We start from the raw sequence: 20425 nt of genomic DNA on the forward strand, positions 1-20425 counted from the left end.
TGATGGTACCGGATGAAATAGCTAAGGCCTCGCCCCTTTATCGCTCGTTTCTTGCGATACAGGGCAATGCGGAGCCAACAATAAAGCTATTCTCGAACCAGCCCTCTTTGTCCAATTAGCGCCGACGATACGGTAGTATTAGCGAGGCATGGTTCTGATGGAGGCCGGGCCGGCCTCCAGCTGAATCAGGGTACCGGTATCCTGTAGCCTGTCGTTTTCTATTTTGTAGATGGCCAACTGCTTTTCTACATTGAGCTGAGCGATGACATACTGGCTGTCTTGAGTAAAGGCCACACCTTGCCCGGCGATGCCAGAAGGAACTTCAGAAACTTGTTTGGCCACCCCGTCTTTCAGGGAGAAAAGAATAAGCTTGCCTTTTTCCTTCCGTCCGGGATTGTCTTTGGTCAAGTTGGAACCGTCCATCGACAGAACGGTAATCCAGCGGCCGTCAGGTGAAATGGCGACACCTTCCGGCACTGATGGAACATTCAAATATTGTACGGTTTTGAAGGGTACGCTCGATACATCGATTAGACTGACCGTATCCGTATCCCCCAGTCTTTTCCCATCGCTGCCCGCTAAACCGGCCAGGCCCACGTTGCTGACCACCGCCCAGCGGCCATCGCTTGAAACGTCGATGGTATAGGGCGCAACCCCGCTGCTCAGGCGCACCAGGCTATCCTTTACCTCGTGGCCATTGATATCAACAACGGCAACGCCTTGCTGATCGCGCAGAGCAACTAGGGCATGTTTCCCATCATGGGTAAAACTGATGCCCGCAAGACGCCCGGAACTGAGCTTGATCGAATTTATCAGCACGGCTTGTTTACCATCGATGGTCAATACATACAGAGAACCATCGACCCCGGCAACCAAAACCAAGTCTCCCGTACGATTTACCGCAATCCCCTGTGGATGTGTAGGCAATGACAGTTTCGTAATGCCCAACGCATCTGACTCAAGATCGATGACCTGTACGAAGTTATCGGTGACCAGTCTGGTGTTATCGTGGTCATAACGTGTCGGAGCGCCGACAAAAGCTAGTTGGCCATTCGGAGTGATGGCAACCGCCTGTGGCGGCCCCTGGATACCGAACTCGACCGGAATGGTCTTAAGTGGTTTGAAGGGGAGGGTGCTAGCATCCAGTACCGTCAATGTGTCTGGGCTCGCATTTCGCGGCCAAGTATCCTTGCCATCTACCCGCAGGTATTTCCCATCATTGGCCGATACAATCAAGTCGGCAGCCTGGGTGGCGACAGGTGATAAACCAGCAACAGAACTCAATAATAATATAGTGCGTGCCAACTGGCTGAGCTTCAGCATGTCATATCCTTTTACAGTCTAGTTATTACCGGCTGTTCCTGCCAGAGCCAGTTGCCGATGTCGAAGGTCATGCCGAATGTCCAGATCCCGGGGCCTCGGCTGCGGCGAAGAGCGCCGGCAGTGCCTCGAGGTGCCCGCTCTGGGCGGTCTGGTCGTTCTCCACCAGCAACTGCACGAGCTGGCCGGCCAGCTGCAACGCTAGCTCGGACAGATCGTTGCCGGCGCGGTAATGGCCGAGGGAGACCTTCAGCCAGCATGCGCCGCACGCCGCAGGCGCCGGCGAGCGCCAGGGTCGGTGCGAGGGCATCGGCGAGCCGGCCCTGTTCGGTCCACAGCTCGAGCGGCGTGCTCGAGTCCCAACTCGCGGACCGCGCCTGCCAGGGCCAGCAGCGGCAGGAAGCTGGCCTGGCCGTGCTCGAGCACCAGGCTGGCGCCATAGCTGGAAAGACTCACGGAGACGGGGTAGAGGGGCATTATTGTTATTCCTCTGAAACCGGTTTCATTTTTAGCCGAACGCACCGACAAACTGCCGGCGGACGGTCAGCCGCGGGGGTGGGTGGAACCTCTGACGATCAGTTGAGCCTTGAAATCGACCTGGCGAGCCGGCGTCCAGCCTGCCCTGCAGGCGGTCGAGCAGACACTCGAGGGCGGCCGTGCCGATCCGTGCGGTCGGCTGGATGAGGGCGGTGATGCCGCTGCCCATCAGGGGATACCAGTCGAGGGCGATCAGGCCGATCTCCTCGAACAGCCGGCAGCCGAGTTCGCGCAGCTGCCGGGTGGCGGCCAGGGCCGCCACGCCGTTGGCGGCGAACAGCGCCTTGGGCCGGGGGCGGCGAGGAAGTCCCGCAGGGCAGCGCCGGAGGCGTCGCCGGTCTGCAGCGCCTGGCCCTTGAGCAGGGGCGCCGGGTGATCTCGGCCCTGAAGGTCTCGACGCGCTCCTGGCGCGAGCCGGCTCGCTGACCAGCAGCAGGTCGCGGCAGCCGCGCTGCTGCAGATGATCGAGGGCCTGGCGCACCGCGTCGCGGTTGTCCAGCCCGACCAGATCGACCTCCAGCGCCTCTACTTTGCGGTCGACCAGCACCATCGGTGGTTCGCTGTGCAGGGACTGCAGCTCGCCGGCGTGGTGGCCGAGGGTGCTCACGATCAGGCCCTCGACGTTGTAGGAGCGCAGGGCCGCCAGGTGGTGGATTTCCTGTTCGGTGCCGGGGTCGGTGTTGCACACCATCAGGCTGTAGCCGTGCTGGCGGCAGGCGATTTCCACGCCATGCATCACGGCTACGGAATAGGGGTTGAGGATATCGGCGACGAGCATGCCGATCAGGCGCGTGCGGCCGCGCTTCAAGCCGCGGGCCATCTGGTTCGGGCGGTAGTCGAGGCGCTCGATGGCCTGCTCGATGCGCAGGGCGGAGGCGTCGGCGGCTTTGGCCACTTCATTCACGGACCGAAAACCTCTTATTCTTGATGTTATGGGCTGGCGTTCTGCGCAATGAAACCGTTTTCAGTGAAACTCAAGAAATAAGTGGTGTCAAGGGAAGCTGTGTGTGCCAAGGGCAATTGCGCTAGATCCCTCTTGCTTTGGTCGAGGATTGCCGATAACGGACAAGACTTTTCCGAGCCCCATCATGCTGCCTAATCCCCAACTGCTTCCATACAGTGAGGAGTGGCTGAATTCACCGTTGACATCCTCCTCGTTCTCTTGCTTGGCTTGCAGCCAAGCTGGAAGGGCGGTGATTCCTACCTACTGTGTTCAGCCCGACAGGGCCGACTCACCTCGGTGGACTCCTGCTACTGGCAGCTTTAGCGCTTCGGCTTTTCAGCATTGGGGCGGCTGGGAAAACCTGATTACTGGCCTACCGTGGCAGTTCGCATTTCAGAATCTCTTGCTGACCCTCGCTTTCCGGCACCACTTTCAGTTTTTTGCGCTGCCCACAAACATAGTCTTAATTCGCATAATGTTTGTTATGTTAAATAGCGGCTTTGACGGCCTCCTCTTGCCCTTTTTGCATCACGGATCCCGTCGCTATCTCGAAGGTCCCCGCTGCTCCCGGAGCTATTGCATACCTCGGTTTCGATGGCATCTGAGTACTTTCGACACGTGAACGGCCGTTCTCGCTGGTTCGCCTTCTGGGTTCACACCTGACGCCTCTGGACGACCTTCCCGTAACGCTCACAACCGGGACCTTTGACCCTCGCCGCCTAGGCGGTTGGCCACCTGCTGCTGTTACGCCACTTACTGTGGCACACTGAAATCCGACCCCCACCGTGCATTCGGCTGCCGATCCAACGGACATGGCTTGGACGTGTCGCCGATTGTGGTCTTGACCGGCTTGCCGCGCACCACCTAGCGGCTGAGGATTCCTCTGTCGTTACCTTGGGCGGACGCTGGCCAGGGCCTGGCAACTATACAGGCACCGCGCAAACAGATCCCTCGGCTTTTCGGCTGTGGGAACCGGAACGGCTGCAGTACACCTGCGCGCCGGGAATGTCGCCGCCGATCCGGCGATTTCGTCCCTCACCGCGGATAAGGCCTGCTTATCCAGGGCAAGCCCGCCAGTCCCCGCAGCGGAGGTTGGCGGCCGGTTCGGTGTGTACTCCGCATGATATGGGGAGTATGTACTCGGCTCTATCCTGTAATCGGAAATTTATTGGCCGAGCGCCGCTTGAGGTATGATGCCCATTGCTTACGACACTGGTGGCCTAGGTGCACCAGGATTGTAGGTAGAGTCGAAAACCATATCCGTCAGCCAGCGCTTGAAGTTCGGGTTGTCGCTGAATTGCTTGAACAACTCGGTGTGGTCGGACAGCAGCTCCAGCACGACGCGGTTAAGGGCCTTGTCGTGCTCCAGCTTAGCGTTTTGCTTGTCAGAGTTCGCCCGCGCGTTCTGATAGGCCTTGTCCTGGGCCACCCGCGCTGGGATTTCTTCGGTGATGACCTTGCGGATCTTGTCCTCGTCTTTCCACTCGATGTTGCCGAACAGGTCGTTGAAGGTCTTGATAATGTTCGACAACTTGTCGATATCCGGCTCGCCCTTACCGCCACCACCGCCCGGAGGTACAGGCTCGACCGAGCCATCGGCATCGTCCATCGCCATCTTGAGCGCCGCCTGAGCTTCCACACGGTAGCTGTCCATGTCGATGGCCTCCAGCACACCTTTGGAGAGGTCTTCCTCCTTGGGAGCGGGCAACTTCGGAATGAGAAAGTTCAGGAAGATCGACAGCTTCTCCCACGCCGGGTGGCCGTAACTCAGGATCGCGGCAAGGAAGCTGTAGCTGCGCACGAATGCCTTGGCCTTGCCTTTGAATTTCACTTGGCCGTCTTCGTCAAGGTTCTCCTTGTATTCCTCTACGCACATGTCAAGGATCGGGTCGAGTTTGTCCCGGTCTGCGCCGCCAAGGTAGAGCGCCACTAAGTCCTCCACTTGCTGCCAGCTATACACTTGCTGCCCGTCGAGTTCGGCCTTCAGGTCGTGCAGCTTGTTGGCGTCGGTTTCGCCGGTTTGGATCGTGGCGCGGTAGTAGTCCTGGAACGCCGCCTTCACCGCCTCGGCGTTATCGGCGAAGTCGAGCACGAAGGTGTCGTGCTTTTGCGGATGCGCCCGGTTGAGACGTGATAGGGTCTGCACCGCCAGCACGCCAGCCAAGGGTTTATCCACGTACATCGTATGTAGCAAAGGCTCATCAAAACCCGTCGTGTACTTTCGATCCACAATCAAAAATCTATACGGATCTTGCTTTAGGTTGGCCGGGATATCCTTGCTCGGAAACCCGTTCAGGTCGGCCTCGGTCTTCTTCTCGCCGCCGACTTCAAAGTCACCCGAGTACGCCACGATGGCCTTATAAGGGCTTTTGATCTGAACGAGGTAGTCTGACACCTCGCGGAAGTAATCTATGGCCCGCGCGATTCCGTTGCACACTATCATCGCCCGTGCCTTGCCGCCGATCTTCTGCTTGCCGGCCACCTGCGCAACAAAGTGATCAACCATAATCTCAGCCTTGCGGCGAATGGCTTTGTCGTGCGACTCGACGTAGTGGCGGATCTTCTTCAGCGCCTTCACCTTGTCGAAATCCGGGTCGTCCGCCACCGTCTTGGCCACTTGGTAAAAGCTGTTGACCGTGGTGTAGTTCTCCACCACGTCGAGGATAAACTTCTCCTGGATTGCTTGCTTGGTGGTGTAGGTCAGCTCCTCCGGCGAGCGGAACTGCACCTTGTCCCCGACGACGATCCTCTCGCCGAACAACTCCAGCGTCTTGTTTTTCGGCGTGGCAGTGAAAGCGAAGTAGCTGGCGTTCGACAGCATCCGGCGCGACTGGATGCGCTTCTCGATCTCATTGTTCACCGCGTCCTGCGTGGAATCTTCCTCGAAGGCTTCCTCGCCGCTGGAATCTCCTGTCGCAGCTTGCCCTCCAGATTCATTGACGGCAGCTTTGCTGCCGAGGGCTGCGTGCATCTTGCCGGTGGTCTTGCTTCCCTGGCTGGAATGCGCCTCGTCGATCAGCAGCGCGAACTTCTTGCCGGAGAAATCGTCCAGTTCGTCGAGGATGAACGGGAACTTCTGCACCGTGGTGACGATGATTTTCTTGCCCCGGCGCAGGTACTCGCGCAGTTCCTGCGCGTTGTCGGAGTGGCCGAAGATCGACGCCACGTGGTCGTAGCCCTTGATGGTGCGAGCAATCTGTGTGTCCAGCGCGCGCCGGTCGGTGATCACAATGATTGAGTCGAACTGCGACGTCAGCGGGTCGGCGGCTGTGCGCAGCTCCACCAGCTGATGCGCCAGCCACGCAATCGTGTTGCTCTTGCCGCTGCCTGCCGAGTGCTGGATCAGGTAACGCTTGCCCACCCCGTCCTCGCGGGCGCGGCGCAGCAGGGCACGCACGGTACACAACTGATGGAAGCGGGGGAAGACCTGCTTTCGTTTTTTCCGCTTCTTGCCATTGGCGTCGGCTTCTTCTTCCTCCACCTCCTGCGTGAAGCTCTCGATGATGTTGGCCAGCGACTCCTTGGTTAGCACCTGCTTCCACAGGTAGTCGGTTTTCAGGCCATTCGGGTTGGGCGGGTTGCCCGCGCCGCTGTTCCAGCCCTGGTTGAACGGCAGAAACCACGACGCCTTGCCCTTCAACTCGGTGCAGAAAGCTGCCTCGGCGTCATCGACGGCGATGTGTGCCACGCAACGGCCCAACTGGAACAGTAACTCCTGCGGGCTGCGCGTGGTCTGGTACTGAACAATGGCGTCGGCCAGGGTCTGCTTAGTCAGTGAGTTCTTCAGCTCGAAGGTCAGCACTGGCAGGCCGTTGATGAAGATCAACAGGTCCAGCTCGTTGCCGGAATCGTTGCTATAGCGCACCTGCCGGGTGGCGCTGAAGATGTTCTTGCCAAAGGCCTCGGCCGCGTTGGCATTCCCCGGCGTGGGCAGCAGCTTGTAGAGGTCGACGTGAACCGGCCCGTGGCTCACGCCCTTGCGCAACACATCCACCACGCCGCGTTTGGTGATCTCGCCCTGCAGACGGTGCAGGAACTGGGTGCGCTTGATGCCTTCAGTTGCCAGTTCCAGCGTTTCCACAGCCTTTGGCTGCGTGGCCAGCAAAAATTCCAGCAACTGCACAACATCTAGCGCCACGTCGCGATTGTAGTCGCCTGGCTTGCCTTGCACGTAGCCGTTGTGGGTGGTGGCAAAGTTCGTGGGTTCCAGCTCGTGACTGTACTCGGGCTGCGGAATGCCGGTCAGGCCGCGTACGATGCGCGCCTCAAACCAGCGTTCGCTGGTGTCAGTCTTCGCCATTGCCTTCCTCCTCGTCATCCCCCAGTGCCGCTAGCACCTCATCGCTCACCACATCGTCCGGGCCGGGCTGCCATCCACGCACATCCACCTGCCCGGTAACGGCATTGGCGATCAGACAGTCGCGGTACTCGCGGATGAGCTTGATTTCATCTTCGGCACGTTGGATCGCCTCGTCCAGCGGCATCAACGCCACCCGTAAGTGCTCAACAATCTCAATTTGCTCAGCGATATCAGGCCATGCCCACCACAGCTTTGAAATCAAATTGGGGTCCACACGACTATGACTTCTGGTAGCTGAACGTGCGTTTGCCTGAAGATAACCACTCACACGCCACGACTGGAAAACGTACCTTGCGTACTCGGCGTCACATGCCCGCGCGATGAGTGGCACGAATTCAGAGGAGCAAACTATCGGCAACGAATGCGGCTTTGAAAGCAAGACATACCGCTTGTGAGGATTTAGCTTTGACACAAGCAACTCTCCCCATTGAGAAGTAGTTTGTCGCTGTCGATTGCCGAAGCATTTTCAACAACACCATTCCCCGTTTTGGAAATTGATGGTATCGAGTAGTGAAACACCTCTTTTTCGGCAAGAGTTGAGATTGGTATCTGCTGCCGAACGGTATCAAGTACATGGTTTGCACGGCATACGTTCCAATGCGCCGGGACATCACCTAGCCACTCGATGGCTGAGGGCTTGAGCCTGACCGATGCATCGAGGCCGCGTGTGACTGCTTGGTCAATGATGCACAGCTTCTGCTCAGTCAGCAGCGCAATGAGGTCACGCTTGGCTTTGATAAAGCGAGCGATATGGGCATCCTGAGCGCGCAGGTAGGCGACGATTTGATCTTGCTCAGGACGGGGGGGCTGGATCAGCGGAATGTCGAGAAACTGGTTCGGATATAAGCGCAAGCGGGAGGCACGAATACCAGTCGACCGTCCGATGTATTCGGCCACATAGGCGCGGGTGCGCAGCAGGTAGTCGAGGTACGCCGGGTTGAAGCTATCTGGGTTATGCGGACGATAGACACCATAGGCAGGGCTGACGATGCCCGCGTGTTTGCTTGCTCCTAGCGCCGCCATCCACGCCCACAAAGTGTTCACCACGATATCGCCAGGGCGGCACAGCTTGGAGCCGACGTAGCTCTCTGCCTTGAACATGGTCACGTTCTTCTGGCTGCGCGGCGTGACGCCTGTCAGATGCGACACTGACAGCAGCTCTTCCTTTCCTGTCTTGGAGCGCTCGTCCACCTCGCGGAAGAAGGTTTTAGCTCGCTGTTCGTTCCAGTGCTCAGGAACTGGCGGAAGCCAGCGCATCCTTGCGGGACGGTAGGCTTCATATGCTACTTCGCGTGATGGAGCCTTTGCCAGAGAAGATGAAGCCTCGACGCTGACAGCGGTATCCGCACCGAAGAGGGAGCCCTGCTCGTGATCAGCGACCACCTGCGGAGGTGCTGAGCCCGATGCCACTTCAATGGGTCGTCCCAAGAGCAGAAATTGCGAAATAGAAGGAGGAGCAACATCAAGTGCTGCCTCTCGCCCCTGCTGTTTCACCTGCTCACGCAGTTCCATCAGCAGCCTGCCCAAGACGTTCATGCCCACCAGAGTGCTCCCGTAACCAGTGGCTTTGGCTCCCCAAAAATCGTCCTTCCGCGACTCTTCGACGATTGACCGGTCTCCGGTTCTCAATAGCAACTCGCTGAAGGTGCTCCAGTTATTGGCGAGCTTCATGCGCAGGCACCAGCGCATGATACGCACGCGCACCTGGTCCCAATCGGGGCGCGAATCCTTGCGGTAGGGCTTGCTCCTCATCTTTGCCGTCATCGGACTGATCTGGCCGATAATCATCCGCTGCACGTCGGGAAGATGCGGGAACCGGCAGACTTGATACAGCGCCTCGGACGTCAGTATCCGCACGCCATTTACATGGATCGGGTACCCTCCAGCCATATTGGAGAGCCCACCAAATGGCTCGTCTGTCTTGAGGAAGACCACGCTTTCCATCCGGCGGTAGGTTCGAAGCTGATTGCTACCGCTCATCAGAGAGCGCCTCCGGTCAGATCGGCGAACATCTTCCTCACCGCCGTCTGGGTATTCGTGGTGCGCGGGAACAGCGGATACCACGGCGCATCCACCCAGAAAGCCAGCGGAGCGTTGTTGGGGCAGTTGCGATAGGTGACGATGAGCGAACCGAAGCCCAGTGTTTCCAGTGTCATGTGGCCCAGTGGTCGCTGCGTGGCGCCAAGGTTGGGACAAATCTGCCGGATGCGCACACCGGCCTTCAGGAACTCCTGCTCAAGAAGAATTTTTGCCCCGTCGCTGGAGAACAGGCCCGCTGCGCCGGGATTGCCAGCGGTTCTGAGCGTCGGCTGATACTGCATGGCAGCCACGTAGGCTTGCACCGCCGGATCGTTCGGGATCGCCGTTGGTCGTAGCACATCGCAGGTGTTGCTGTAGTACCGTCTATCCTCCAGTGCAACCGCCGACCACCAGTTTCCATCACTGATGTCGATACTCTTCCCAGACCTCCTAATGGTCTCTTGAATTCTTCCTTGGGCATAGTGCTGCCCCCCTTATGCATCGCAATACAGATCACATGTACAGTGGCCCGCGCGGGGGCAGTATTGTGGACCCATGCATCCAAATCGCGCCACACCCGATTGCCCGTGAAGATGCCGTCATCCAGATAGATGAAGACATCATTGCCCTGTCCGCAATCCTGAACGCCGAAGCCAAACTCATCCGTTAGTTGTTCGGAGAACAGGGCCAGCAACTCGGTCTGGCTATTGCCGCCGCGCTGGATGTCGAGAAAGTTGGCGTTGCGCCAGAACTGCTCTGGGTTGGAACCAGTGAGCTTTTGGGTGCGGATCGCAGTACGGATGAATTTGGCCACCTTCTCCTTCGAGAAGTAGATATTTTTCAGGACGTGGTTGATCTCTTGCAGGATGGGCAACTGCACAGCAGCGTCGAACTGCTGCACCCAGCGCTCAACGTGGTCGGTGATGGGCTGAGAGAGCGAGCTGCCCCGGTAGTCCTGAATCGTCTGAGCGATGGACGTTAGAAGGTTGTTCCGTTGGTTCATGCGGCAGTACCTCCCACGATTTTGCTCAGCAAGCCTTCGCTCTGCTGCTCGAGCTTAAGGATGTCGGCCCGGATTTGATCCAGCGTCCGCAGCGGTGTCGGCTGGTAGAAGTAGCGGGCAAACGAAATCTCGTAGCCGATCTGGGTCTTGTCCATCGCAATCCAGGCATCTGCTGCGTGCGGCAGCACCTCACGCGCAAAGAACGCGTCGATGCCGCCCGGCTCTTTTAGAGGTATCTGTTCGGTATCGCGCAGATCGGTGTCGGACTCGTATTCGATAACTTCTCGGTGTTTGTCTTCCCCTACCAGATAACGCCCATCGTTATTCGCTATAAAGGTATCAGTAGCTTTAATTTTCGTACGCTTGGCGATAACGGGCGGCGCGGTTTCGTCTCGCCAGCTCACGGCCTTGTAGATTGCCTTCTTCTCTGGAGCACCCAGCTTCTTGCTGTGCTCCTTCATCACGGCCTCAAAGCGGGTGCGGAATTCGTTGTGGTCATAGAACACGGCCTCACCGATTTCCTTTTGCGCCAGCAGGGCCAGATCGATCAACCCCTTGTCACGCAGCCAGGTTGCCGAGTCCAGCAACTTCTTGCGGCGCTTTGCCGGTACAGCCCTCTTGGCAACTTTGCTTTCGCCCTCATCGTCTTCACTGTCGTCGTCTTCTTCGCTCTCGTCTTCACCTTTCAACCACGCCTCGATATCGGGCTTGATCTTGGTGAAGTCGGTATAGAGCTTGTCGCCATGCATGGTGTAGATTTCGGCACGCAGGGCTTCATCGCCCGACGCAAAGCGCAGGGTTTCGATGCTGTCGGACCTCAGCTGGCTCTTGAGTCGCAGCGGACGCTCGACCGTTATCTTCCAGTAGCCAAAATCAGTGGTGTCGAACCACTTGCAATCCGGGGTGTCCTGCGGCTCGTCGAGGTACAAGTCCAGGATGCGCTGGATGTCTGCATCAGAGAGTTCGCAGTTTTTCTTGCCCAGGTTGCGGCGCAGCGGCTGGAACCACTTGCTGGCGTCGATCAACTGCACTCGGCCTTTACGGTGTTCGGCTTTCTTGTTGGCCAGAACCCAGATGTAGGTGGCAATGCCGGTGTTGTAGAAAATGTTGAGGGGCAGCGCGATGATGGCTTCGAGCCAATCGTTCTCCAGCACCCAGCGGCGGATGTTGCTCTCGCCCTGGCCCGCGTCCCCGGTGAACAGGGCTGACCCGTTATGGACAAGGGCGATGCGGCTGCCCAGCGGCGTGTTGTGCTTCATCTTCTGCAGCTTGTTCACCTGGAACATGAGCTGCCCGTCGCTGGAACGGGTGATGAGCTTGAACTCGGCATCGCCGCCATGATTGACGATGAAGCGCGGGTCGCTGAACTCCTTCTTGCCGCCCATCCGCTCCAGATCGGTCTTCCAACTCTTGCCATAGGGCGGGTTGGAGATCATGAAGTCGAACTCGCGGCTGCGGAACTGGTCGGCAGACAGGGTGGATTTATCCGCACCACCGACGATGTTCTCGGCCTCTGCGCCTTCACCTTTCAGGAGCAAGTCGGCCTTGCAGATGGCGTAGGTTTCGTCGCTGATTTCCTGGCCGAACAAGTGGATGGATACTTCCTTGCTGTGTTCCTCGGCCAGCTCCTGCAGGGCTTCTTCGGCCACAGTCAGCATCCCACCCGTGCCGCAGCTGCCGTCGTATAGCGAGTAGGTGCTGGATTCGATCCGCTCGGCCACAGGCAAGAACAGCAGCTTGGCCATGAGCTGCACCACGTCGCGCGGTGTGAAGTGTTCACCCGCCTCCTCGTTGTTCTCTTCGTTGAAGCGGCGGATCAGTTCCTCGAACACGGTGCCCATGCCGTGGTTGTCCAGGGCCGGGAGCTTGATGCGCCCGTCAGCATCTTTGACCGGCAGCGGCGAGAGGTTGACCTCGGGGTCGAGGAGGTCCTCGATCAGATAGCCCAAGACATGGGAGTCCACGAGCTTCTGAAGCTGGTTGCGGAAATTGAATTTGGTGAGGATTTCCTGCACGTTGGGTGAGAAGCCATCGAGGTAGGCGATGAAATCGTCGCGCAGGCGTTGCCCAGCAGCGCTGGCCTTGAGTTTAGCCAGCGTGAATTCGGAGACGTTGTAGAACGCCTGCCCAGCTGCCATGCGCAGCGCACCGTCCTGCTCGGCGACCTTGTGTGTGTCGAGGAACTTCTTGCGTTCCAGCACCGCCTGCTTGGTCGACTCGAGTACGGCGTCGAGACGACGCAGTACGGTGAACGGAAGAATGACGTCGCGGTACTTGCCGCGTACGTACACATCGCGCAGACGGTCATCAGCGATGTTCCAGATGAAGTCGGAAATCCACTTCAGTTGGCTTTGGTCTTGGAGCTTGGAGGATTTCATGGGGGGTATTGCCTTAAATATACGGCGTGATGATTTACAGGCGCCAGAAACTAGCAGCGATGGCGGCTTGCTTGTCACGGAGTTGCTTGATTTCGCTTTGGATCTGCGCTTCCTGCTCAAATGCCTGAACCATCCTGTCCATCTCTTCCCGTGAGGGAACAGGTATATGCAGTTCCTTGAGGGCCGAAAGCTGGATAGAAGGAATGGTGGCACCCACCACAATGTGCTTGAGCAGTGCCTGGCCCAGGTCGGAGCGAAGGTAAATCAAAAGGGCTTTCGGAGGATAAATCTCTGGGCGCTTGCTGCGCAGGATCGTTAGGGACTGCCCAGCGATCCAGCCGCCTTCTTTGCTGTCTGGAACGTCTTGGACGATACCGGCCTTGCCGATCGTCCCCTTGAAGGTCATCAGGATATCGTCGGGCCTGATGAAGTAGGTCGAAGCCTTGGCTGAGCCAAGATCGAACAGGGTCTCCTTACTGGCACTGCGAATGTAGCCATAGGCAGGAATGTCCTGGGCCTGGACTTCAAATACGCTAGAACCGCTGGCAGCGGTCGCATGCTGACGCGGACGGATGACCTCGAAGAACTCGCTGAGCTTGTGCATTTCGTAGCGCTTCAGGACTTGCTCCAGCTCGCGGGCTGCTTCGTCCAGTACATAACGGCCGACTTCTAGGGAGTAGTCGTTGTCCGCAATTGCCCTGCTCAGAACGGATACGGCATGCTCGGTGGTATCCCGGCCAGTGACTTCCGCCAGCAGTGCGTCAATGTTCTTCAGCTCGATGCGCTTCTTGGCAGCGCTTTCGGTGAACGCCTCGGTAGCGGCGTTGACAAAGTGGACACTCTTCGCGCCGCCGCGGGCATTCAGCACCAGAATGGACAGAGGGATATTGGTACCGACACAGAGACCGGCAGGCAGGGCGATTACCGCTTCCAGTTGGCCTGCTTCGACCAGCCGCTCGCGCAACTGACGCTCACTGCCGGAGGCGAACAGTACGGAGTTGGGCATCGCCACGACGATACGGCCGCGGGTCTGTGCCAGCAGGTGACGAATCTGCAGCACGCTGCCAACCGGGGTCTTCTCGACGAAGCGGTCGAACAAGTCATTTTCAAAGACTTCGCTGGAGTAACGCAGTCCCATCGGAGGGATGCAGACTGCCGTCTCGAAGCGGACCAGCATGCCTTGCTCCAGTGCAGCAGGAGCCCCCACTGGATCAGTGTCGTTGATGTCCCAGCCACTCACATTTGCTAGCCCGAGAATCTGGGCAGGGAGTGTAGGAGAACGCGTCTCGACTAGGGCTGTAGCGCCACTCCGTACAACTCTAGCTGCGAGCTGCCCGGAGTTGTCCCAAGGGACATATACCCTCTGCGCGGCTTTGATCCCAGCAAGTTCAATCAGCAGTTTGCACAGGCTTGGCGCAGACGCAAAACTGCCGTCGCGGCGGTCGAACGACCAGAAGGCGGCGTCATCTAGGATCAGCTTGTCGAGGAAGCCTTGAGTCTCGAAGACGCCGATTTTCTGCAGCAGCAGGGAAATGTTCCGGGCTCTGCGCAGGTTCTGCCAGACGCTCTCGTCCATGAACGGAAACTGGGCATAGGTCTGCACCTGACGCAGTACCTCATGTTGCTCGGCCAGATCGCGGTCGAGCAGGTGAGATATGCGCAGCTCCTCGGGGAGAGCACTCGACTCTTTCGACAGCTTCCACCAGCACAGCAGCTGCAGAACCAGGGAGGTGGATTGCGGCACGGTCAGGGCGAAACCCCGTGTGGCATCCAGCAGCTGAGAGAAGATTTTCTCGTTCATGTGATGTCTTGAAATAGCTCGATGCTTGGATCAGTGGCGACTGGTGAGGTTGTAGGTCGTGATGACCGTTTCACCATTGGCCACCACCACAACGCCACCCTTATCTTTGATCTTCATGAGCAGACGACGCTCTTCGTCCAGCTCGGCCAGGCGTTGCCTGGCCTCTCGCTCACCAAAGACGACCTTGTTCCGGCTCTGACTGCCGTGCGTGAGGACGTAGTCGACCATCTTGAGGGGAATGCCGCGCTGGGCCTGACGGGCCTTGCAGTGATGGGTGGCATGCATGGTGGGGTACTCCTTAGCTGTACCGAGAGCAAAGAGTATTATTTAATCCGACATGCTTCAACTAGGCAATTAATGCCTAAAATTTTTATTTTGATGCATTAATCGCATTGCACTCTGCTTTATCGTCAGACTTCCTGCTGAGCCAGCATCAACTCTGCCGCCATCCCTCCACCACCTCAGCCCCGAACTCCGCCTTCCAGACCTTGAGCTGGGCATGATTCGCCCCTTGGTCTCGATACGCTTGCCGGTGACCGGCTGGACGTAGACCTTCACCTGACGGGTACGGCGCTGCCGGTTCGGTCGGATCCAGCTCGACCGGCTGCGGATTGAGGATGGCGACTACCTTCGCCAGGTCCACACCGTAGTCCGCCATCAGCGCCTTCAGCTTGTCTTCGCACTCCACTTCACGCTGCAGGCTGGCGTCGGCCTGCAGCTGCTCCAGCAGAGCCATCTGTTTCTGCAGCTCGCGCTCGGCGCGACGAAATTCGGCCGGCAACATCGCCGCCAGTGCCTCGAGCAGACGTTGCTGGCAACGCGGGCAGCCCTCGCGCGGATGGACGACTTCGCAGACCGGCAGCGAGCGCCCGGCCAGCGGGATCGCGGCGCGCAGCAGGAACAGCGTGCCGGCGGCATCGATCGGCGACCAGTCCACCAGGATCAGGGGATGCTTGAGCGAGCCCAGCAGGGCGCGGAGCATGGCCCAGTAGAACAACCCCCGCTCGGCCTGCAACTGCCGGTTGCCAAGCAGACGGTCGACTCGCTTGATCGCATGCCTGGGCCAAGCCGAACCGGGCATCGAACGCCCCAGCGCGGTCAGGATCAGGCGGCGGCCTTGCAGCAGGGCGGCCACCGCGGCCATCAGGGCTTCGAGACGGCGGGCATGGATCGTGGGGAGTGCCTTGGCGAAGGCGTCGTGCAAGAATTGGATGGTCTGCATGGGGCTGGGGACGCTGTTTTTGTTTGACGACAACCAACGTGCCCGTCCATGCGGGCCTCTTCAAGCCTTATCTCTCTGATTTTCCGAGAAAATTTTGGGAATTACTCAGGCCCTATCCAGATCCTCTGAAGCTGGCTTCCTGAGCGTACGGATAGGGTATAACCCAGCCGGACGTCCCCAGGATTGATGCGGCCTCCAGCCAATCACCTGGCGCTTAGCGTTACGATTTTTTCCGAACTCTGCAGGCTCCCCTCATTTAAATGACTAGTAAGCACAAGCACCACGATAAACAACTCCAGAATTTTCTTAAGAAAATTGCTCAACAGACACAGAAAGTCGAGCGCGCGCTCGACGGCACGCTGCTTCGCGAACAGCAGGTAGCTGAAATCGACCAAGCAATCGATCTTGTTCGGTCCCAGCTACTACCATCCCGTGAACCAGAAAGTCTCACCCTGTACGAAACCGGTAGGACACGACGCAGCTTCGAAGCTGAGCATCGGAGACTATGGCACCACGCACTGCACCTTTACCTCAATGGCTACCTTAAAAGCTTATCACCGGCCCTCCAGGAGCCTATCAGACAGTCACTGGAGGCTGGCAGGACAGCGGAACTCCTAGAGGCGCTTGAACACTTTGTGTCATCGATAACCATTCCTATCCTAGAAAAGTACAAAGACGCTAGTGAGGATCTATACCTCTTTGTCCTCGGAATTATGCAGGATTGCGACGATGACATCGCTAATACGCTCATTGCAAAAACTGGGAAAACACCACCTGAAGATAATTGTGCATTCTACAGTATGTTTGGGTTGCTCGCCGAGGCAAAGAAGTCTGCCGAGAATGGTGATTTACCTAGAGCCTATTCGTTCCTCCTCGATACCAACCATTTGATCGGGATGCATGAGGCTGCCCGGTACACGATGCAGCGCATGGACACTGTCAGCGCTAAACGCCAAGCCAGCAAGAACTCCGCGAAAAGTCGCAAAAACAGACAAAATGGAATCCAAAAAGAAGCGCACGATTTATTCTTCTCACTGCGCCCAGAGGCTGAGGGAGGGCGACAACTATGGAAAAGCGCGCAAGAAGCGACAGATACGATCTGGAAGGTGTTTACCAAAGGTGGAAATGAAGCAGGAATTGGCTATAAGACCCTCCAACGTCTGTGCAGGGAGTGGCACAAGCAAGACTTGGAGGGCCCAGAGCCACGGCTAATTATGACAGTGAAAAGCATAGATGGCCGCAGTTTTACGATTCCTCTCAACTAGTGGACTGTCCGAGTAGTTCGTTTATTTATAATGTAGGTTTGCATGCGGCGAGGCCATGCTGTCGCGCCGGCCGGCAGGCTTCCTAATATATCAAATAGATAAACGAATTAACCAAACAGGCCACTAGTATTCGTCGTTATTTTCACTGTACAAACATATCGGATATGTCGAGCTCCCAGTTATCGACCTCCACGCTACCCACAAGCCTGTCGGGCTGATACTGAGATGTATCGAGGCTGGTCCGATAGCCAGCACGGGTTAAGTACCCAACCGCGCGACGGTCTACTTTGCCATCCAATGTGCGGGTGTACTCAAAACACACCTGATAAGCGTGACTGACAGCCAACTGGTGCTCCGGCGACAGCTCTGGAAACACGGTATCGGAATTGATGGGATCGCCTTCGTTGTCACCGTATGGCCGCGGTATTTTTTTGATACGCTCGAGCGCCTCGCGAACGTCTTGCAGGGTTGGTCGTTGGTACATAGGTAAGACTCCTGGTTGACCTAATGAGACGTCATCGTGAATGGTTGTTTAACGGCGAACAGCCCCCTTAGCTAGCAAACGTACTTTTTGGCTGATGGTAAAAAAAGTTGAGGTCTTGTCCCCTTGGCGACAGGCAAGCCTCGGCTCTCGTGCCCCCTCAAAATATGACGATAAAATCCGTTATCATGAATTTTTCAGCCCCAGGAGCCGCGCATGGACACCCGCCGGAGCGTGATCGAGGACCGGGACGGCGACGGCGCCCTCCGCCTCCCGGATGAGGCGCTGCAGGAACGGGGCGTGGAGGTCGGCGATTCGCGGTACCTGCCCGAGGAATACGTCGGCCCCCCGCTGCGGGGTCCTCTCCAGGACGCCGAAGCGTCCGGACCGGCTCGACGAGCGGGTCGAGCACTGGGATCGCGCCGAAAAGGACGACCGGCATGAATAAGCTGCCCCCCGAAACCGGCCTGTCGCCCGTCACGCCGGCCGAACGCCGCCTCAGCGCCGCCCAGTTCCAGGGCCTCGCCCAGGTGCCGGCCGCCGCCGAGTGGTTCGCCAACCTCGACAACCCGCGCACCCGCCGCGCCTACCGGGGCGACCTCGCGGACTTCTGCACCTTCGTCGGCATCAATGCGCCGGAGCAGTTTCGCGACGTCACCCGCGCCCATGTCCTCGCCTGGCGCAAGCACCTGGAGGCGCGCGGTCTGTCCGCGGCCACCCTGCGCCGCAAGCTCGCCGCCCTCACCAGCCTGTTCGACCACCTGCTCGAGTGCAACGCGGTGGCCGGCGGCAACCCGGTGCATGGCGTCAAGCGGCCCAGGATCGAAACGAATGAAGGCAAGACCCCGGCCCTCGGCGACCACCAGGCCCGGGCCCTGCTCGAAGCCCCCGATCCCGCCACCCTGAAGGGCCGCCGCGACCGGGCGCTGCTCGCCGTGCTGCTCTATCACGGCCTGCGCCGCGAGGAAGCCGCCCGCCTGGCGGTCCACGACCTCCAGGACCGCCGCGGCCTCAAGCACCTGCGCGTCCACGGCAAGGGCGGCAAGCTGCGCTACCTGCCGCTGCATCCGGTCGCCGCCGAGCGGATCCATCTTTACCTCGAGGCCTCGGGACACCACCTCGTGGCCCCCAGGCGCCGCTGTTCCTGCCGCTGCGCGGGAAAAGGACCGGTGCCGGGATCTCCGCCGAGGGTATCTATGCCCTGGTCGGTGCCTACGCCAGGGCCGCCGGCATCACGGTCGAGGGCCTCGGCGTCCACGGCCTGCGCGCCACCGCCGCCACCAACGCCCTCGAGCACGAGGCCGACATCGCCAAGGTCCAGGCCTGGCTGGGCCATGCCAACATCAGCACCACCCGGCTCTACGACCGCCGGCACCTGCGGGCGGAGGATTCGCCCACCTTCAAGGTGCGGTACTGAGTACGCCCGCGGAAGCGCTCTCCTGGCAGGGACGCAGACAACCTTCGTCGTCCTCCAGCGTCTACAATCGCCGCATCTGCCTTCAGGTTGCCTGTCATGTCCCGCAAGAAGCTGCCCATCGGTATCCAGACCTTTCGCGAGATTCGCGAGGAGGGCTACTACTACGTCGACAAGACCGGCATTGCCCAGCAGCTGCTCGATGAGGGCAAGTACTACTTCCTCTCCCGCCCACGGCGCTTCGGCAAGAGCCTGTTTCTCGACACTCTCGCCGAGCTGTTCGCCGGCAATGAACCGCTGTTTCGTGGCCTGGCCATCCATGAGCATTGGGACTGGAACCGGCGTTACCCGGTAATCCGTATCAGCTTTGGGGGGTGTTCTGCAGAGCCTTGCCGCGCTGGAGACCCGCATCGGCAACCTGCTGGAGGTCAACGCCCAACGCCTCGGGCTGGCTACCTTCAAGGCGACGGACATCCCCAGTCGCTTCGCCGAACTGATCCGCGAAACCGAGCAGGTGCACGGGCAGCGCGTGGTCGTACTGGTCGATGAATACGATAAACCGATTCTCGACAACCTCACCCGGCCCGAGACAGCCCGCGAGATGCGCGATGGCCTGCGCAACCTCTACTCGGTGATCAAGGACAGCGATGCGCACCTCCGCTTCGCCATGCTCACCGGCGTGTCCAAGTTCAGCAAGGTCAGCCTGTTCTCCGGGCTAAACAATCTCAACGACATCACCCTGGACGGGGGCTACTCAGCGATCTGTGGCTACACGGACGAGGACGTGGATACCGTATTCGCCCCCGAGCTGGCAGGGCTGGACCGCGACGAGATCCGCACCTGGTACAACGGCTACAATTGGGCCGGCACCTCGGTCTACAACCCCTTCGATCTTCTGCTGCTGTTCCAGAAACGCCAGTTCCACCCCTACTGGTTCGAGACCGGCACACCGACCTTCCTGATCGACCAGCTGCTGGCCAAGCGCGTCTTTTCTCCCGACCTGGGCCGGCTGGTGGCGATGGAAACGCTGCTCTCCAGCTTTGACGTCGACTGCATGCCGGTCGAGGCCCTGATGTTCCAGACCGGCTACCTGACGGTCGACAGCCTCCTATCCATGGGCGCGCGCACCGAGTACACCCTGAAGTACCCCAACCTCGAGGTACAGGCCAGCCTGAACGGCGCCCTGCTGGAGGGACTGACCGGAGACCCTTCACTTCCTGGGCGACAGACCGGACAGCTCTACCGCCTGCTGCTGGCCAACGACTTCACCGGCTTGCAGCAGCTGTTCACCGCCTTCTTCGCCAGCATTCCCCATGACTGGTATCGCAATAGCCCCATCGCCCAGTTCGAGGGCTACTGGGCCAGCGTGTTCTACAGCCACTTCGCTGCGCTGGGGCTCGACATTCGTCTGGAGGACACCACCAGCCACGGACGCATCGACATGACGGTGCTGTTCAACAGCAGCGTCTACCTCTTCGAGTTCAAGGTGGTAGAACTGGTAGCCAAGGGCAAGGCGCTGCAGCAGATCCAAGAGCGTGGTTATGCCGAGAAGTACCGCGCCCGCGGCGAGCCGATCTATCTGATCGGGGTGGAGTTCAGCCATCGGCAGCGCAGCGTGGTGGGTTTCGAGGTACAACAGGACAAGTAACCTTCTGTGCGGGACTCACTCCAGACGGCAAGTG

At 58.9% G+C, this 20425-nt stretch carries 12 protein-coding genes and 6 pseudogenes; 4 read left to right on the forward strand and 14 right to left on the reverse strand.

Features of this window, described 5'->3' with window-relative positions:
• Positions 1-138: 138 nt before the first annotated feature.
• The gene (locus Atro_RS22315; protein ID WP_497927932.1) at positions 139-1323 is read right to left on the reverse strand and encodes a YncE family protein; all 1185 of its coding nucleotides are present in this window, start codon (positions 1321-1323) and stop codon (positions 139-141) included.
• Between the two features lie 76 nt (positions 1324-1399).
• On the opposite strand from Atro_RS22315, the gene Atro_RS22320 reads away from it, so the two are divergent.
• Positions 1400-1525, forward strand: a complete 126-nt coding sequence (locus tag Atro_RS22320; RefSeq protein WP_497927933.1) for a hypothetical protein — start codon at positions 1400-1402, stop codon at positions 1523-1525.
• A gap of 44 nt (positions 1526-1569) precedes the next feature.
• Here the strand turns inward: Atro_RS22320 and Atro_RS22325 are convergent, their stop codons facing one another.
• The 12 genes and pseudogenes from Atro_RS22325 to Atro_RS22380 form a co-directional block, all read right to left on the reverse strand.
• Positions 1570-1797 (reverse strand): hypothetical protein, encoded by a 228-nt coding sequence (locus Atro_RS22325; RefSeq protein ID WP_497927934.1) that lies wholly within the window; start codon positions 1795-1797, stop codon positions 1570-1572.
• Positions 1798-1828: 31 nt separating this feature from the next.
• Positions 1829-2761: a substrate-binding domain-containing protein gene (locus Atro_RS22330; protein ID WP_497927935.1), complete on the reverse strand. Its 933-nt coding sequence runs from the start codon at positions 2759-2761 to the stop codon at positions 1829-1831.
• Positions 2762-4004: 1243 nt separating this feature from the next.
• Complete coding sequence (locus Atro_RS22335; RefSeq protein WP_497927936.1) at positions 4005-7100, reverse strand: type I restriction endonuclease subunit R; 3096 nt, start codon at positions 7098-7100, stop codon at positions 4005-4007.
• Positions 7087-8417 (reverse strand): annotated as a pseudogene (locus tag Atro_RS22340) (restriction endonuclease subunit S). The gene Atro_RS22335 and the pseudogene Atro_RS22340 overlap by 14 nt, the downstream one beginning before the upstream one ends.
• A gap of 168 nt (positions 8418-8585) precedes the next feature.
• A pseudogene (locus Atro_RS22345) lies at positions 8586-9140 on the reverse strand (NADAR family anti-phage protein); the annotation flags it as partial.
• Positions 9140-9646 carry a phosphoribosyltransferase-like protein gene (locus Atro_RS22350; RefSeq protein WP_497928015.1) on the reverse strand — a complete coding sequence of 169 codons (507 nt, stop codon included), beginning with the start codon at positions 9644-9646 and terminating at the stop codon, positions 9140-9142. The pseudogene Atro_RS22345 and the gene Atro_RS22350, both read right to left, overlap by 1 nt.
• Before the next feature lie 29 nt (positions 9647-9675).
• A pseudogene (locus Atro_RS22355) lies at positions 9676-10182 on the reverse strand (phosphoribosyltransferase-like protein); the annotation flags it as partial.
• Positions 10179-12560 carry a type I restriction-modification system subunit M gene (locus Atro_RS22360; protein WP_497927937.1) on the reverse strand — a complete coding sequence of 794 codons (2382 nt, stop codon included), beginning with the start codon at positions 12558-12560 and terminating at the stop codon, positions 10179-10181. The pseudogene Atro_RS22355 and the gene Atro_RS22360, both read right to left, overlap by 4 nt.
• Positions 12561-12594: 34 nt before the next feature.
• Positions 12595-14361, reverse strand: a complete 1767-nt coding sequence (locus Atro_RS22365; RefSeq protein ID WP_497927938.1) for an N-6 DNA methylase — start codon at positions 14359-14361, stop codon at positions 12595-12597.
• 30 nt (positions 14362-14391) lie between these two features.
• Positions 14392-14646, reverse strand: a complete 255-nt coding sequence (locus Atro_RS22370) for a DUF4258 domain-containing protein (protein ID WP_497927939.1) — start codon at positions 14644-14646, stop codon at positions 14392-14394.
• 148 nt (positions 14647-14794) lie between these two features.
• Entirely contained in the window at positions 14795-15145 is a 351-nt protein-coding gene (locus Atro_RS22375; RefSeq protein ID WP_497928016.1) for a histone-like nucleoid-structuring protein, MvaT/MvaU family, read from the reverse strand.
• Positions 15131-15583 (reverse strand): annotated as a pseudogene (locus tag Atro_RS22380) (IS4 family transposase); the annotation flags it as partial. The gene Atro_RS22375 and the pseudogene Atro_RS22380, both read right to left, overlap by 15 nt.
• Positions 15584-15843: 260 nt before the next feature.
• Between Atro_RS22380 and Atro_RS22385 the strand changes: the two are divergent.
• Positions 15844-16848 (forward strand): hypothetical protein, encoded by a 1005-nt coding sequence (locus tag Atro_RS22385; protein WP_497927940.1) that lies wholly within the window; start codon positions 15844-15846, stop codon positions 16846-16848.
• A 142-nt stretch (positions 16849-16990) separates the two neighbouring features.
• Here Atro_RS22385 and Atro_RS22390 read toward each other — a convergent pair whose 3' ends face one another.
• The gene (locus Atro_RS22390) at positions 16991-17332 is read right to left on the reverse strand and encodes a hypothetical protein (protein WP_497927941.1); all 342 of its coding nucleotides are present in this window, start codon (positions 17330-17332) and stop codon (positions 16991-16993) included.
• Between the two features lie 437 nt (positions 17333-17769).
• Between Atro_RS22390 and Atro_RS22395 the strand changes: the two are divergent.
• Positions 17770-18746 (forward strand): annotated as a pseudogene (locus Atro_RS22395) (tyrosine-type recombinase/integrase).
• A 96-nt stretch (positions 18747-18842) separates the two neighbouring features.
• Positions 18843-20391 (forward strand): annotated as a pseudogene (locus Atro_RS22400) (ATP-binding protein).
• Positions 20392-20425: the final 34 nt, after the last annotated feature.

The organism is Azotobacter tropicalis (assembly GCF_059739045.1).

Excerpts from the sequence above, each read along its gene's own strand:
- Atro_RS22385 (WP_497927940.1), top strand. The coding sequence starts at position 15,844 with ATGACTAGTAAGCACAAGCACCACGATAAACAACTCCAGAATTTTCTT.
- Atro_RS22360 (WP_497927937.1), bottom strand. The coding sequence starts at position 12,560 with ATGAAATCCTCCAAGCTCCAAGACCAAAGCCAACTGAAGTGGATTTCC.
- Atro_RS22375 (WP_497928016.1), bottom strand. The coding sequence starts at position 15,145 with ATGTTGCCGGCCGAATTTCGTCGCGCCGAGCGCGAGCTGCAGAAACAG.
- Atro_RS22320 (WP_497927933.1), top strand. The coding sequence starts at position 1,400 with ATGTCCAGATCCCGGGGCCTCGGCTGCGGCGAAGAGCGCCGGCAGTGC.
- Atro_RS22325 (WP_497927934.1), bottom strand. The coding sequence starts at position 1,797 with ATGCCCCTCTACCCCGTCTCCGTGAGTCTTTCCAGCTATGGCGCCAGC.
- Atro_RS22390 (WP_497927941.1), bottom strand. The coding sequence starts at position 17,332 with ATGTACCAACGACCAACCCTGCAAGACGTTCGCGAGGCGCTCGAGCGT.
- Atro_RS22370 (WP_497927939.1), bottom strand. The coding sequence starts at position 14,646 with ATGCATGCCACCCATCACTGCAAGGCCCGTCAGGCCCAGCGCGGCATT.
- Atro_RS22315 (WP_497927932.1), bottom strand. The coding sequence starts at position 1,323 with ATGCTGAAGCTCAGCCAGTTGGCACGCACTATATTATTATTGAGTTCT.
- Atro_RS22335 (WP_497927936.1), bottom strand. The coding sequence starts at position 7,100 with ATGGCGAAGACTGACACCAGCGAACGCTGGTTTGAGGCGCGCATCGTA.
- Atro_RS22365 (WP_497927938.1), bottom strand. The coding sequence starts at position 14,361 with ATGAACGAGAAAATCTTCTCTCAGCTGCTGGATGCCACACGGGGTTTC.